We start from the raw sequence: 14,806 nt of genomic DNA on the forward strand, positions 1-14,806 counted from the left end.
GCTGTCAGGAGCTTCTTGACTATGCCAGGCGGTCACGAATGCCCTGCGATATGTTCGACAAGGCGAGGTGCTTCCTCGGCGATCGCCAGGATGATGCCTGACTTGCGTGTGGAGGCGAAGTCCAGCCCTGCGAAGTAAAGGCCCGGCAGGGCGGCCACGCCATCCGTGTGAACAGGCTGTCCCGAGCTGTCGAGCGCACCGGGAAGCCTCATCCAACTGAAATCGCCCTTAAAGCCCGTGCACCACACCGCGCTCGTTACGCCGGAGCGGGAGAGATCGAGCGAACCGATCGTCAGGTTCGGCTGACGCATCGCGACCGTCTCCGCCGGGTCGGGCTCCGCAACCGGTGCATCGATCCCCATGCGACTGATATAGTCGTCGACATGGCGTCTGACATTTTCGGAGGCTTCATCGGCAAAGCGGGCATTTGCTTCGAGATCGTCGGCAAACGAGAGGCTGCCGCCATCCCCGATGCCGGTGAGACGCCCAAGCAGCACGACACCCTGCGCGCTCAGCGCCTGAAGGCTTATCGTACGCGTCGACCCGAGCACGCCACGCGGCGGGATGCGTCCCGCAAGTCGAATGACCTCCTCCCGGCGCACGTCGAGAAACCCGCTTTCGAGCAGCCAGACCATGATGTCGCGACCCCGGTAGCGCCGTGGAAGCCGTCCGACACGACTGGTGGCAAGGAAGACCGTTCGATCCGCATCCGCCAATTCCTCCGCGATCTGGGCACCCGGCCGCTTCCGACCACCAGCACCGCTCCATCGGTCAGATCGGCAGCGCTGCGGTAGCCGGAAGCGTCGATCTGGCGGAGAGCGGGCGACAACGCAGCGGCCCAAACCGGGCGCACCGGACAATTCAGGCTGCCGCTTGCGACGATCACATTGCGCGCCCAACGCGTGCCGTGTGAGGTGGTCAGCCGATAGGCGCCATTCTCGTGGGTGAGTTCGCTTACCGCAGTGTCCGGTTCGATCGGCAGCGCGTTGCGCCCGGCGAAATCCTCAAGGAGAGTGACGAACTGATCGCGCGTCAGGGCACCATCCGGATCCGGACCGTCATTGCAATCGCCCGGCATGACGGTCTGGACGTTGGGAGTATTCATCCGAAATAAATCCCATCGCTGTGTGCGCCAGGTCTCTCCTATGCGGCCCCGCTCCAACACGCTGTGTCGCAGCCCCCGTCGCGCCAGCCAATAGCTGACACCCAGGCCGGCCCAGCCGGCCCCGATGACGACAGCATCGAGAACATCGCCGCCATCGGTCATTTGCTGCGGTGATCTCATAATCGCCCCCGGCAATCTCGCCGCGCAGCATTAAGCCTTGTCCACGGCAACTAGTCCAGCACCGCCGATTTCCGTCCGGCTGGCCGAGCGCATTCAAGACGGACAGGCGGAGAGGCAGGTCAGGTACTGATTTCCTCGACCTCATCGACAAGTTGCGGGCGCAGGTGCAGGTAGCGCGTCGCCTTTCGTTTGGCGGCGATGTCGGCCCAGACGCGTTCCACCTGCGAGGCGTCCAGTCCTGCCGCCTGCCCCACCGCTTCGGCGGCCACGCCGTTGTTGAGGCCGCAAAGGCAAACATCCATGCGGTCATAGGGAAGCGAGAAGTAGAACTCCTCCTGCGTCTGCGCCAGTGAGTAGGTATCGGTGGTCGGCGGCCGGTTGCGGATTTCCTCGGGAACGCCGAGATAGGCCGCGAGCGCATAGACCTGCGTTTTGTAGAGGTGGGCGATCGGCTTGACGTCCGCCGCGCCGTCACCATTTTTTACGAAGAAGCCCTGATCGTATTCCAGCCGATTGGGCGTTCCAAGAACGGCGAAGTTCAGCCGGTCGGCATGAAAATATTCGATCTGCTTGCGGGTGCGCTGCTTCATGTTGGTGGCGGCGACGATGCCGAGATAGACCGGCAGCGGCATTCTCAGTTTGGTCTGCTTGCCCCCGGGGTCCTGCACCACCAGCGACGAAATATTGTAGCCCTCATGCTCGAGGGCGTTCGCAATCACGATCTTCGAGGCCCAGCCTTCGCCGTAGTCCGGGACCAATTCGCGGATGAAAGCGTCGCGACGCTGATAGCAGCCCATGGCGCGCAGGGTCGGCCCGATATCCTCCACAATAGAATCGACACCGAAAGTGCCGGCGACAAGGCGGCCGAGCCGCAGACTTTCCGGATCGGAATCGTTTTCCGGCATGAACAGGCACAGTACATTCTGTGGCCCGACGGCTCGCGCCGCCAACGCCACCGAAACGCTGGAATCGATCCCGCCGGAAAGACCGAGCACGAGGCCGCGCTTGCGAATGCCGCGCAACTGCTGGCGCAAGGCGGTCACGATCCTGTCCGTTTCGGCGGCAGGGTCGATCGCCAAAGCCTGCGCCAGAATGGCCTGCGCGTCATCGCTGGGGCGAACGCTCATTGCGCCACCTCCATCATCTCTGCCGCAAGCCGGCGGCTGACCTTTCCCGTATCCGTCTTCGGCAGTTCCAAAGGGAATTCGATGATTTTGGGCACCATGAAATCCTCGAGGTGACGGGCGCAGTGGCGCATGACATCCTTTTCGCTGAGCGTCGGGTCCGAGCGTATGACGAGCGCGCCGATCGCATGCCCGAGCAGCGGATCCGGCACGCCGACGACAACGGCTTCGGCGATGCCGGGATGGGCGTGAAGCACGGCTTCCACTTCCTTCGGCGCCACCTTCTCTCCCCGCGTCTTTATGATGTCGTCCTGGCGGCCGACGAAATAGAGAAAGCCGTCCTCATCGGTCCTGAACAGGTCACCGGTGTAGAGAACCTTCTCCCAAGGGTTCGGGCCCGGTCGCAGCGCTCGTTCGGTCGCAGCCTCGTTGCGCCAATAACCTTGCATAACGTGCGGTCCGCGAATGACCAGCTCACCCGCCACGCCTGGTGGCACGCTCTGCCCGTTGTCGTCGACGACGAAGGCTTCGGTGTTCGGAATGGCTATGCCGACCGAACCCGGCCGGTGGTCGAGCTCCTCGGGCGGCAGATAGGTGCAGCGCTTGCATTCGGTCTGGCCATACATCGAATACAGCCTGACACCGGGAAAAAGGCAGCGCAGACGTTCGATATGGGCCGGCGGCAAGGCCGCTGCCGTGTTGGAAATATAGCTGACGCTGGGCAGGAAGCCCGGCTCCAGGTCCCGCATCTGCAGGATCATCGCTGCCATCGTCGGCACCAGCGGAAGACCAGTGACGCCCTCCTTGCGGATACGCTCAAAGATCGCCTGAGGAAAGGCGAAGGATTTTTCGAGCACCAGCGTGGCGCCGAGCCTGACGGCCATCAGCAATTGATAGAGGCCATAGTCGAAGGCAAGAGGAAGGACATTCAGAATGATGTCGTCGGGCGTGTTGCGCAGATAGGTGGTAATGGAGTCCGCCGCCGCGTCGCAATTGCGGTGCGTCATCATCACGCCCTTGGGCCGGCCGGTTGAGCCCGACGTGTAGATCAGCATCGCAAGATCGACGTCGATGCCGCGGTGGTCGATCTCCCCGGCTTCGAGCGTCAAACAGTCGGTCAGGGATGCAGCCCCCACCGGGCTTTGGCCATCAGCGCCGACGGTCGAAGCCACGAAGATGCCGGTGTTGCCGCCGCAGGCCTCGGCGACCACGGGCATCAGTTTTGCCTGGGTAAGGATTGCCGAAGCGTCGCAATCGGCAAGGATGTACGCAAGCTTATCGGCCTTGGTGGATGGGTTGACCGGGATGAAGGTCGCCCCTGCCTTGAGCACGGCGAAAATCGAAACCGCGATCTCCCAGCAATTGTCCATGAAAACGACGACCCGGTCGTTGCGCCTGACGCCGTTCGCGAAAAGCGCAGCGGCAAGGCGGCTCGAGAGATCGTAAAATTCTTCGTAGCTCAGCCTTTTATGCCCGGTGATCAATGCCGTCTTGGCAGGTTGGGCAGCGGCATTCGTGGCCAGAAAATGTTCGATCCGCACGGACGCTCCTCGCCGATCGCGCCTAGACTGCCGGCGCTTTCGCCTTGATGAAGGACGAAATACGGTCAATCGAATCCAGATTAGCCGGCACGATGTCGGAATCGACCATCGCAATGCCGAAGGTATCCTCGATGAACGCCACGAGTTCGACCACGGCGGTCGAGTCGATGATGTCGTTCTCGATCAGCGAGGCCGTATCTGCAAGTTCGTGCGACGTGTCGCCGAACAAGAAGTTGTCGACGATAAAGGCTCTGACCTTGTCCTTGATTGTTATCATCATTTTTTCCTTCCTGGATTTCTCAGGCCGCTTTTGCTGCACTGGCTTCTTGGCCGGTGAAATTCTTCTGCCACAGCTGCGTCGACAGGATGCCGACGAAGGCAGCGTTGTCGCGGAATCCCGACGCTGGCTGCGTGCGGCATTTCTCATGAAGGCTGGCCACCGCCTTGGCGTTGAACAGTCCGCCGGCAGCGATGTTCGCTTCACTTAAGCAATCACGCACATAGCCCAGTTCCCCGGCTCCAACGAAGGAGCGGGCTTCCGGCGCCCGGTAGGGCTGCTTGGCACGCTCCCCGATCGCGCCGGGAAGCAGATGCCCCGCCGCTTTGCGCAATATGTGCTTTTCGACCAGTCCCTTCAGCTTCATGTCAGGCGGAAGTCTTGCGGCAAATTCCACCAGGCGATGGTCGAGATAGGGAAACCGTCCTTCGATCCCATGCGCCATGGCCATCCGATCGCCTTGGCTGGACAGGATATAGCCCGGCAGCAGGAAGCGGCTTTCGAGATATTGCGCCTGATGCAGCGGGTGCCATAGCGAAAAAGCCTGGGGCAACCGGCTGACCAGTTCCTCGGCCGCATCATAGCCCTTCAACGTCGCGCGCAGGTCACCGGAAAAGAAAATCTTCGCCGCCGCCGTGGTCTTGAAGCGCGGCCGATGCGAGAACAGCGGATCGTCGAGCGCAGCGTTGCCGGCGCCGAAGAACGCCGCCAAATACTCTACGGACTGCTGCTGCAGACCCGGCAGATAGGGATAAAGTTTGCGGAACAGCTGTGGCCTGATGCGCGATGCCGGCTGCCGTGCGCAGAACCGACGCACACGCGCTTCCCTAAAAATATCGTAGCCGGCAAAAACCTCGTCGGCGCCCTCGCCGGTCAGCACCACTTTCAGGCCAGCCTCGCGAACGAGGCCGGACAACTGGTAGAGCGGGGCCGGTGCGGTGCGGATGATCGGCCGCTCGGCAAAGCGGATGACTTCGGGGAAGACGCCGGCGATATCGCCGGCCTGGCAGGCAATGGTTCGGTGCCGGGAGCCAATTGCTGACGCCATCTCGATCTGGAAAGCGCTTTCGTCGTGCTCGGCGCTGTCGAACGTCACCGAAAATGTCTGCAGCTGGAGAGGGGTCATGCCGGCGGCAAGCGTTGAGACCAGGGATGAATCGAGCCCGCCCGAAAGATAAGAGCCGACCGGCACGTCGGCGCGCATGCGAAGCCTCACCGCATCGCTCAACAGCGCCTGCAGTTCCTCGGCCGCATCGTCCTCGTTCGTGAGCTTCGAGGGCGCGTCCCGATGCGGATAGTCGAGGTGCCAATAGCGCTTGATCGTGACTTGCCCCGGTGTCGCGATCATCACGCTTGCCGGCTCCAGCTCGTGGATATTGCGGAAAGCCGTGCGGGGAGCGATCGGCGCCCACAGCGTAAAGATCTGGTCGAGTGCTATCGGATCGATTTCGGCCGAGACGCCGGGAACCTTCAGGAGCGCCTTGATCTCCGACGCGAAGTACAGCACGCCGTCCCTGTTCGTGTAGAACAGCGGCCGGACACCCATCCGGTCTCGGGCAAGCACCATGCGCCGACGCCTGTTATCCCAAATCGCGAAGGCGAAATCGCCGTTCAGGAGCGACAGGCAGTCTTCGCCCATCTCGTCATACAGGTGCAGGATGACCTCGGTGTCGCTCGACGTGCGGAAGCGCCGGCCCTTGACGATCAGCCCTTCGCGCAATTCCAGGTAGTTGAAAATCTCGCCGTTGAACGCAATCGTCAAATTGCCTGACGCGTCGGTCATCGGCTGCTGGCCATCGCCGATGCCGATCACCGACAGCCGCGCATGGCCGAGCCCAGCGTCGGCTGTCATAAATTTCCCTTGCTCATCCGGCCCACGATGGGCGATCGCAGCTGTCATCCGCGCAAGCAAAGCTTCCGCATCCCGGATCGAACCGAAATAGCCCCCGAATCCGCACATTGCTATGACTCATATATCTGCGAGGTACGGAACATAACCGTGATAGCGGACTCAAGCGTTAACTGGATAATTTCGGCTGACACATGGTTAACAACAATTAAAAGACAAGGTACTTTTTTGTTCTATTATCTCTTCCCGGATAAAAGTATATTTCAACGCTAAACGCAATTTTTGTTCGAGCAACGGCGGCGCGATAGCGTTGCCCCGCCTGACCGACTCGCGCAGCGACTCCAGTCCTCATCGGAGGTAGCTGATAGCACAGTAAAGGCCGATGACTGGAGAACAGGTGTGAGGCAGCCCAATGCGGCCTTCGCGATCAGTCTGGCCAAAGCTCCCGCTTGCGTTCTTCAAAGCCGAGCACGCGTTTGCTATCGGTCCACCGCGCGACCTCGCCCTCCATTCCATCCGGGTCCTTGAAGGTCACAAGACGGACAGCGCCGAAATCTGTAATGGTCCCATCCGAAGCGCCGGCATTCACCAGACGTCGCCTGACTTCCTGCAAGCACTCTTCATCGTGTACCTTCAGCGCAAGATGATCTATGTGACCTCTCTTGCCCATCTGCATCGACCCATCTTCATACCCCGTTGGTTCCGGCATTTGGAACGGATGAAGGGCAAAGCCACCTCCAACGTCGATTAGTGAGTGACGAAGAGTGACGCCACCGGGACCGGGCTCGGAGAGATCGAACTTCGTTTCCGCGTCGAAGATTTCTTCATAAAAGCGAATGAAACGGTCCATGTCGTGTGTGAAAAGCGTCAGATGGTGCGCACCAACCGTTACAGGCATGCCGAACCTCCCTTGCCGATAATATGACGAGCATACCATCTCGCGTTGAACCGGGCGACCTGGAGCCGCGGTACATCACTGAACGCGAACGGGCCGATTCGGTCCGCAAAGCGGCTGTTCGATACGGGTTTCGTGGCGGCTGCTGAACCGGAAAACCTCAAACCCTTGAGAAAACATGGTGGGCGATGACGGGCTCGAACCGCCGACATCTTCGGTGTAAACAATGCTCCCGCCCTTGCAGACCAGCATAAGAGCCGGCTTTACAACGTTACAGACGGGGCCGTGGCGGCAGTCGGGACTGCGGGCTACGCCAGCAATGGCGCTGGCATTACCGTTACAAGCATAGGTGCGTGTCCCGTCGTGGCTGGAAAAGCTTATAGGGTGGAACACCGTTGCACCAGCACCTGAGGAACGGATGCTGGGTGCGGCGGCAGGCTATTCCGAGATTGAAATTTATACCCGCGTCGAATTTTGGCGAAGAGACTGACTGTAGGTCTCCTAGACAAGCTATTCCCGCCTCATCAGCATACAAAAGCCGGCAGATGTGCTGTTCGTCTCATTCCAATATTTCTTACGGTCCCAAACCACAAGGATACTGGATGGCGAAAAGTCGTGCCTGATCTCTTTCATGTCCTCAAAAAGAAAGCGCATCCCGGAAGGGGTGGCCCGCCAATGGTCGCCAAAATACGGACCTTCATGAACAGGGTAGAACCAGGGCATAGCGATGAAAAGGTGGCCGCCCGGCCGAACGAGGCCGGTTATGTTCGGAGCGGCAACCCACGGCCTGTCGATGTGTTCGATGACCGAGTTCGCGATTACCAAATCGTAGGTTCCGGCATCTGCCGGAAGATTCATTAAGTCCCCGTGGATATGGCGGGGGTCATCATGCGGGGCCAAGTCCAAGGTTCTGAAATCCGCGCCGGGGAAATAGTCTTCGTAAACTCGGCCTTCCTTGTCTTTATGGTTTGGCTTCGCGCCGAGATTGAGAACCGTTTTTGCCCCCAGCGGTGAGCAAAAGTCCTTCAGGCACCGATTAACGTGCTTGCGCAAGACTGTCGTCCGGCCACGTCCGAAAATCCAAATCCGATTAAGCATCTGGCTTCGATAGCACTCAACAATGTGAGCGCGCAAGCCAGCGTTGTTCCTAGAATTCGGATTGGCGCATCGGGCTGTCTAGCCTTCGACAATACGGCAAAGGTTTACTGACATGCGCGGCTGGAAACTCTCGGCGGCTGCCGTCTCTTTTCCATGTCGGCAGGCCTTGCGACCATCCACGCCGCCGGCCGCGACCCCTATGTCGGCGGGTACAGCATGGAGTGCCCGCAAGCCCAGTGCTGGCTTGAGATCGAGAAGGGGAAAGGGAAGACCTACAACGTCCGCTTCATTGCCGCCGACCGCGTGGATGCCTCCAAAGTCCTCTGTCGGGCGGATATCCCGATGGAAGGGGACCTTTGAGTTTCACCGCGACGGAACAGTATGAGGACGGTCTGTCCGGCTCTTAACGAAATGTCGCCAGCGCGCCCATTGCCATTGGAGGTTCCGTACGCGTCAGGGAGGCCCGCCACTTGTGGTAGGCCTCTTTTTCAGCTTCTCCGTATGCCCTGTCTGCCCGCCAGCCCATGCCCAGTTACCTGTAGCGTCCCGGATGCAAGACCACGGCTAGCGGGTTGCCAGTCAAGTACGCTGGACCATCGCCACCATTTCAAGGCTTATCGGTGGCGGTTGCCGAGGTCACCGGGAACTGGAAGCTGGTACCTATGTGAATTTCCTTAAGAAATTGGTGGGCGATGACGGGCTCGAACCGCCGACATCTTCGGTGTAAACGAAGCGCTCTACCAACTGAGCTAATCGCCCGCTCCGGGGCGGACCTTTAAGCAGTTAGGACGGGGTTCGCAAGGCCAAATGAGCGCGCAACGGCCTCGCCGCTGGTCGTTTTCGGCGGCAAAATCCGGCTTGTCAAAAAACCTTCTGCTGTTTGCTGTTATGCTGTCGCGCTCCGCTTGACACCCGGTGGCTTACGCCTTATCCACCGCCCCAACGACGAACACGGCTGACCGTGCTCGTCTTGCGCGGGTGTAGCTCAGTTGGTTAGAGTGCCGGCCTGTCACGCCGGAGGTCGCGGGTTCGAGCCCCGTCACTCGCGCCATTTGTTTCAAGGGGTTAGCTACCGCCCCTTGAAAAGTTTCAACTTTCATTTTCCCGAAAGTTTCAACTTTTTGTATTCGTTGCGTTCTTGGCCGAGCAGTTTGCGGCCTTGGCGGCGCGAGGCGTCGGCCGATCGGACGGCCGCGAGATTGACCGGCATGTAGGTTTTCTGCAGCGCCTTGTTGTCGTCGATCGAGTTGCCCATCTTGGCCGAGATCGCCTCGACGGAGGCGCCGCCGGCATTGGCCTCGACCGCGCCCGATCGCCGCATGTCCATGAGGCGACGCTTCTCCCCTTCCCCGAAAACCAGCTTGCGCATATCGGCGAAGTCGTCGACCAGGGAGTCCTTCGTGTAAGGCACGCCGGCGCGTGGCCGGCCGCCCTTCGCGCCTGGCGCAAAGCCGCGCGAGCGGAAGATCGGCGCATCGTCGAGCAGCGTGACGCCCAATGATTCGACATAGGCCAGCACCAGCCTTTGCGTGCGTGGCGACAGCGTGCCGAACGCCGCCTCGCCGCTCTTGGTGCGCTCGATCAGGAAACCCCACTCCTGCGCCGTCTGCATGCACCGGAGAGGAGCAGAGCGGCGAGCAGGATTTGCATGGCTGGTGCCTACGCCTGAAGCGCTGGACTTTGCAACTGGCGGATTTTACATTTGGCGGGTAACTCATTGATATCTTGCAAGCGGGTTTTCGCCTGTTTTACAGACAACCCATTGGAATCCGGCTGAAGGGGCTAGCTTCCCAAGCTGAATGCTAGCCTTCGCCAGTGGGCGTAATGCCATGGCGCTTTTCCCACAGCGATTTTGCTTCGCTTTGATCGAGGCGGACCAAGGAAGCCTTCCCGTGTAGGAGATTTCGGCCCGGGTTACCCAGCTTGGGAAAGATATCGCAATGGTAGGGGTTCGGACCGTACGGCTGATCAGGCGCTATTGGTGTATATGCCACCCCAAGCGGCTCAACACCTACCTTGGTTTTCGGATCAACTCGGTTCATCGTATTCCGCACCGCAGAAACACCAATCGTGGACGCACCTATGCCGTTCTGAGACACAATACGGTCATCCACCAACACGTTCGCAGCGCTCAAAATCGAAAGCAATTCGACCGAGCAGCCTCCTTCCATAGACGTCCAAAGTTGAGGCGAGACTCCATAGCCTCCGCCCTCAACCTGAACAATGTGGCTGGACGTTTTGACTATTCTTAACAGGCCGTCATCGGCAGAAATCGCCAAGTCATCGTACCAGCTATCCGGATCATCATTTGGTTGCGGCGTTGGTGACAGCGTTAGCCCCCCGAGGGAAGTGTATAAGTAGCGCCTTCGCGAAGCCGTGTAAGGCTGCATCTCCCGATAGGGTGATAGGCTCCTGATTGGCAACCTTAAGAAAAAGGTGCCTAGTGTCATCGCTGTCGACGCCATAAAACAACGTCAAATACTTGCGATGCCATTCAGCTTGCAAGGAGCCATCCGCTCCAGGAATAATCTCCGGAAGCGGGCCTGAATAATCCTCCAGTGCCGACTCTAGTTCCGAAATGAATGCCTCGACCCTATACCTCGGCAGAGGGTCGGCGCCATATCCGTCCCAATCCTTCCGAAGGTTGCTTAGCAGACTTTTTTGGGAATCGAGCGACTTTCGCACCGCGGGGTGCAACCCTCGCTTAGCTTGCGGGTTCGCAAGCCAGGTATCAGCTAGTCCGACCAGCCCATATATGCTTCCCGGCGTATCAATCTGCCGCACAAACGTCTGGGGGAGGCGATCACTCCCGGCCCAACCAGGAAAAGTGCATACAACATCCGCGTCGGAAAGAGTGCCGGGCACTGTCCCCATAACATGGCGATGGCTGGAGCTATGAGGCGTCTCCACAAAAACCCACTTCCGGCAAAGTACCGTAGGGTCGGAAACAGGTTCAAGACCCCAAATTTCTGGTGCATTCTTGATTGTTACCGCCGCGTAAGGCGGATTGGCAACGTAGCCAACCCCGGTTTCGGCAGGGACATAATTATTGAGGACAGCAGCAAATCGCGTCGGCAGAGCCTGCGGCGTTCCAGGCTTGCCGCCAGCCGACGGACTCCCGCTGCCTCGGTCGAGAGTGAATGTCTTCACTGCACGACTGGCGAGAATGCCCTCGGAAACGTATTCAGGAAAAACGGTCATAGCCCTCAGATAATATCAACTGGGCCTCATTTACAATCTCATCGAGCATTGCGCCAAAATCCTGCGCTCGCATAGGCGTGTCAGGCGAGGCAAATACGTCTACGAACTGGGTGGCCATGTATGCCCCTAGCTGCTGAGTCATATTCCCTGGGTTCGCTAGGTCAACCTGCACTGCAACCCGCCGACCATTGGCAACACGATACATCCGGTTAATCGTGACGTTCGGGTCAACCGAACTGGTGCGCGGCACATTGGTATGGAAACTCACGTCTGTGGTCCCCTGAGGAACCACTAATTGGTTCGGAAGAAGAGAGGCTGCCTTTGCGACTGAGCCTCCTAAGTCAGGGCACTCTTCGGAGGTCTGAAAAACCACAGCAGGCCTCAGAATGTGCTCTCCACGAGACAAATTCTTTAGAATAGAAGTACCTTTGGCGACTGCCGAATTTGGCTGCGATACGGTTCCTAAGCTATTCGGGAGATTTTCAGGTGATCTAATGACAACGTCTATCCTGCTTAATTGAACAGAAACAATTACTTGCAAGCCGCCATCCGAACCTACCGCCTGGGATCCGGATCCCATCGGCAGTTGCTGGAAGCCATCGGGCATTTTACCGAATTCAGACTGCCAAAGGTCGATTGCCGTCCTGGTTGGGGGGCGCGTCGTGAATGCCACGAACTGCAGGTTGTCGTACATAATCGCCATAGAAGACCAATCGATGAAAAGATGCAGCAACCGTAATCCCACATGTATTGAAGAGTTCTTAGCAGCCATTCCACAGGGAAACAACGTCCTGTGGACGGCGCAAGGCGTTCGTCCGCTTCCAGTCGACCAAGGCAAAAAGCCCTGGCTGATCAGGCCAGAGCTTTACGGATAAGAGTTGCGTTATTTCACAAAGCCCCTGAGGCAATCCTAAGGGATCGGGCGAGCTTGGGGCAATTTCTTCGGACAGCTTCCTGCCATATGATAGGGACCGTTGAATTCGGGTGCGAACGATTACGGGCTCCCGCTAAACTCAGAGGCCGGGGCATTCGGTTTCAACTTTCACAGTTTTCCGTTGAATTCAGGGCGACTCGGATTCGAAACTGTCATTGAAACTTTTCGGTATTTCACTGGCCTGTCACGCCGGAGGTCGCGGGTTCGAGCCCCGTCACTCGCGCCATTTTCAATCACTTAGCTGATTGGAAATGTAAAAAACTCTGAATGCCGGACCGGCAATTCAGATATTCGGGTCGACCTTGGCGCCCGATAAATTTCAGCGCTTGGCCTGATTTTCAGAAACCTGTTCGATCTGGCTCATCACCGCTTGCGGATCGACGTTCTGAGCTAGCTGAGGCGGTTTCATCATCTGCCGGCGTTGGTACCTTCAAACGCTCCGTCAGGGCGGCGGTTTCGATCAGTCGCGTGGTCTCATGCTCGTTGAGCAGGCCGATCTGCAGATCCAGCTCGGCGCGGTGCTCGCTCAACGCTCCGCGAGCTGATGCTTGCACGTTCGCCGACCAAGCTCGGGCGCGGTTTCCGTGCAGAATTCCGGCCCCCGTGCTTCGCTGATCGGGGTCGCCTATTTTTGCCTCGGGTCTTCCAGGCCGATGCCGATCTGACGGAAACGGCCCGCCCGACGTTCGACGACGGCTTCGGCGAGCGAGCGGGCGGCATTGCGAACTTCTTCCTGGATTGTCTCGTCGGCATCGAGTTCATCATGGCTTGTAGCGTACGGCTTCCAGTAGCCGATGTAGCGGTCAAGCTCGGCGCTCGGGCCTGCCGGCGACAACTTCATGAAGCGCAGCCAGTCTGCGATGGAATGCCGCACATTCTCCGCACCTTCGACGTCGCCGTGCACGATCACAGAAAACAGCCTGCCTGCCAGATGACGCGGATAGTCCCACCCGGCCAGTTCGACCTGCTTTGCCTTTGCCGCATCCTTGCCTTGTGTCAGCGAGGGGTCTGGATTGCCACCGTCAGCGCAGACAAGCCTGTCCATCCTCAGTTTGACAGGCGAGGAAACCTGATACCAATTCACCGGCGAGATGATCATGATCCCATGGGCGGCGACCCACATCGGGTAGATTTCGTTCATCCAGTCCTGAACTTGCCCAAGCGAATGGTTGGGATAGCAGGAACAGGGCCAATGGCAGAGCGGAGCGGCCGTCGAAAAGCACGCCTTGCACGGATGGATGTTCCTCCCGTATTCGGAGGCAAGTCGCGACAGATCGAGAATTTCGACCGCAAGTTTCGTTTCCTTGTCGATGGTCTCACGGGCGATTTCGGCGAGCCGGAAACTCTTCGACATCTCGCCGGGACAGGTGTGCTCGCTGCGCGACGACCCGTTGATGATCAACAGACGCGGCGGCACCGTTAGATCCTCGTGCCGACGCTGCGCCTGCAGCACGGCTTCGTGCGCCGCAATCCAATCGACGGACAGATCGTAGTCGGGGTCGCTGAACGCAGGACCGGCTTTCCTCGTGATCGGGCTCTTGCGGGAATCCGCATAAGCCTGCCAGGCGATCGAAGCGATTTGCTCAATCGACTGGGCGAGCGGTTCGAACGCCGGGTCGACGAATTGCTGCTTGTACCTCGCCTTGAAGGCTTTCTCACTCAGTCTGGGACTAGCCATGCCCTTGCGAGGCGCCGGGGCTTTCCCGGCAAACTTGCCAACGAGACCAGCCATTTCCGAATTCCTTTCCCGAATTTCGTCCAGGAACGCGCAGGACTTTGCAGTGGTCTATTCACCCGTTCCGTCGGCACCTCCGTGGAAGAAGGATCGGATTTCCTCCCTGTCGATGCTGTCATCGCCGTCCTCGTCGACGGCGCTGAATATCCGCTCGACAAAATCCTGAACCTCGGTTTGAGAAAGCGCACCATCGCCGTCGGCGTCGACTATCGCGAACATCATTCGCATCCGCGCACCATGCATCATCCCGCGTCCCATATGGCGGCCGTCAGGCCTTCGGAAATCGCGATGCCAACGGTCGTCACCTCGTCGTTCTGCTCGGGGGCGGCGATGCTCCGGCATTCTCTCCTCCAGCATCTCGGTCATCATCTCACGCATCGTTTGGCGCATGGAGTCTTCGGTTGGCCCGCCTGGCGACGGCTGTGAACCTTGATCCTGCGCAGGTGCGGCGGGCGCAGGCGAGCTCGTCTGGGATAGCGCCGGCGAGGCCAGCATGGCCAAGGCTGCGGCAATTGCTGTGGTCTTGCTTGCTGATGTCATCGTGTTCTCCTTGGAGAATGGGTGGACCGAACGTGTCGGCATCCAAGCCAAACCCGCTGCTCCCCGCATGGTTCCTGGCGCGTTGGTTGATGTTCGCTGCATGTTGGTCCCGACGAGCAAGGAGCGAAGCGACGCGGCGCAGACCCGGGGTCCATTCCGTGACATCAGAGCGTCACGACGGTGCAGAACGTTTGATGGCGGCGGGACAGCGCCCCCCCCAGGGGGGGGGGGGGGGGGGGGGGGGGGGGGGGGGGGGGGGGGTGCGGGGGGGGGGGGGGGGGGGGGGGGGGGGGGGGGGGGGGGGGGGGGGGGGGGGCGCCGGGCGCG

General features: G+C 59.5%; 15 protein-coding genes, 2 tRNA genes and 1 pseudogene. 2 read left to right on the forward strand and 16 right to left on the reverse strand.

The window, feature by feature from the left end; all coding sequences use genetic code 11:
* Window positions 1-32: 32 nt before the first annotated feature.
* The 8 genes and pseudogenes from AC0L2M_RS08540 to AC0L2M_RS08575 form a co-directional block, all read right to left on the reverse strand.
* The gene (locus tag AC0L2M_RS08540; protein WP_473534664.1) at window positions 33-716 is read right to left on the reverse strand and encodes a hypothetical protein; all 684 of its coding nucleotides are present in this window, start codon (window positions 714-716) and stop codon (window positions 33-35) included.
* Window positions 717-802: 86 nt separating this feature from the next.
* Window positions 803-1,285, reverse strand: a pseudogene (locus tag AC0L2M_RS08545) (NAD(P)-binding domain-containing protein); the annotation flags it as partial.
* A gap of 119 nt (window positions 1,286-1,404) precedes the next feature.
* Window positions 1,405-2,412 (reverse strand): NAD(+) synthase, encoded by a 1,008-nt coding sequence (nadE, locus tag AC0L2M_RS08550; RefSeq protein ID WP_473534569.1) that lies wholly within the window; start codon window positions 2,410-2,412, stop codon window positions 1,405-1,407.
* Window positions 2,409-3,950, reverse strand: coding sequence for a class I adenylate-forming enzyme family protein (locus AC0L2M_RS08555; protein WP_473534570.1), 1,542 nt, complete (start codon window positions 3,948-3,950; stop codon window positions 2,409-2,411). Before AC0L2M_RS08555 ends, nadE begins: the two co-directional genes overlap by 4 nt.
* 22 nt (window positions 3,951-3,972) lie before the next feature.
* Window positions 3,973-4,230 (reverse strand): acyl carrier protein, encoded by a 258-nt coding sequence (locus tag AC0L2M_RS08560; RefSeq protein WP_473507458.1) that lies wholly within the window; start codon window positions 4,228-4,230, stop codon window positions 3,973-3,975.
* Between the two features lie 19 nt (window positions 4,231-4,249).
* The gene (asnB, locus tag AC0L2M_RS08565) at window positions 4,250-6,187 is read right to left on the reverse strand and encodes an asparagine synthase (glutamine-hydrolyzing) (RefSeq protein WP_473534571.1); all 1,938 of its coding nucleotides are present in this window, start codon (window positions 6,185-6,187) and stop codon (window positions 4,250-4,252) included.
* Window positions 6,188-6,503: 316 nt separating this feature from the next.
* A complete protein-coding gene (locus tag AC0L2M_RS08570) occupies window positions 6,504-6,974 on the reverse strand; it encodes a VOC family protein (RefSeq protein ID WP_473534572.1) in 471 nt (156 codons plus the stop codon).
* A 507-nt stretch (window positions 6,975-7,481) separates the two neighbouring features.
* Window positions 7,482-8,024, reverse strand: coding sequence for a class I SAM-dependent methyltransferase (locus AC0L2M_RS08575; protein WP_473534573.1), 543 nt, complete (start codon window positions 8,022-8,024; stop codon window positions 7,482-7,484).
* A gap of 198 nt (window positions 8,025-8,222) precedes the next feature.
* Here AC0L2M_RS08575 and AC0L2M_RS08580 point away from each other — a divergent pair, with 198 nt between their 5' ends.
* Window positions 8,223-8,429 (forward strand): hypothetical protein, encoded by a 207-nt coding sequence (locus AC0L2M_RS08580; protein ID WP_473534574.1) that lies wholly within the window; start codon window positions 8,223-8,225, stop codon window positions 8,427-8,429.
* 323 nt (window positions 8,430-8,752) lie between these two features.
* Here the strand turns inward: AC0L2M_RS08580 and AC0L2M_RS08585 are convergent.
* Window positions 8,753-8,828, reverse strand: a tRNA-Val gene (locus AC0L2M_RS08585).
* A gap of 215 nt (window positions 8,829-9,043) precedes the next feature.
* Here AC0L2M_RS08585 and AC0L2M_RS08590 point away from each other — a divergent pair.
* Window positions 9,044-9,120 (forward strand) — tRNA-Asp (locus tag AC0L2M_RS08590).
* Between the two features lie 45 nt (window positions 9,121-9,165).
* Here the strand turns inward: AC0L2M_RS08590 and AC0L2M_RS08595 are convergent.
* The 7 genes from AC0L2M_RS08595 to AC0L2M_RS08625 all read right to left on the reverse strand — a co-directional run bounded on the left by AC0L2M_RS08595 (window position 9,166) and on the right by AC0L2M_RS08625 (window position 14,479).
* Entirely contained in the window at window positions 9,166-9,681 is a 516-nt protein-coding gene (locus AC0L2M_RS08595; protein WP_473534575.1) for a hypothetical protein, read from the reverse strand.
* A gap of 190 nt (window positions 9,682-9,871) precedes the next feature.
* Window positions 9,872-10,348: a hypothetical protein gene (locus AC0L2M_RS08600; protein WP_473534576.1), complete on the reverse strand. Its 477-nt coding sequence runs from the start codon at window positions 10,346-10,348 to the stop codon at window positions 9,872-9,874.
* A 25-nt stretch (window positions 10,349-10,373) separates the two neighbouring features.
* Window positions 10,374-11,270, reverse strand: coding sequence for a hypothetical protein (locus AC0L2M_RS08605; RefSeq protein WP_473534577.1), 897 nt, complete (start codon window positions 11,268-11,270; stop codon window positions 10,374-10,376).
* Complete coding sequence (locus AC0L2M_RS08610; RefSeq protein WP_473534578.1) at window positions 11,254-12,003, reverse strand: hypothetical protein; 750 nt, start codon at window positions 12,001-12,003, stop codon at window positions 11,254-11,256. Before AC0L2M_RS08610 ends, AC0L2M_RS08605 begins: the two co-directional genes overlap by 17 nt.
* 539 nt (window positions 12,004-12,542) lie before the next feature.
* On the reverse strand, window positions 12,543-12,734 hold the full coding sequence (locus tag AC0L2M_RS08615) for a hypothetical protein (protein WP_473534579.1): 192 nt from the start codon (window positions 12,732-12,734) through the stop codon (window positions 12,543-12,545).
* Between the two features lie 95 nt (window positions 12,735-12,829).
* A complete protein-coding gene (locus tag AC0L2M_RS08620) occupies window positions 12,830-13,936 on the reverse strand; it encodes a flavodoxin family protein (protein ID WP_473534580.1) in 1,107 nt (368 codons plus the stop codon).
* 54 nt (window positions 13,937-13,990) lie between these two features.
* Complete coding sequence (locus tag AC0L2M_RS08625) at window positions 13,991-14,479, reverse strand: EF-hand domain-containing protein (RefSeq protein ID WP_473534581.1); 489 nt, start codon at window positions 14,477-14,479, stop codon at window positions 13,991-13,993.
* Between the last annotated feature and the right edge of the window lie 327 nt (window positions 14,480-14,806).

The organism is Mesorhizobium sp. WSM4806, from assembly GCF_055811635.1.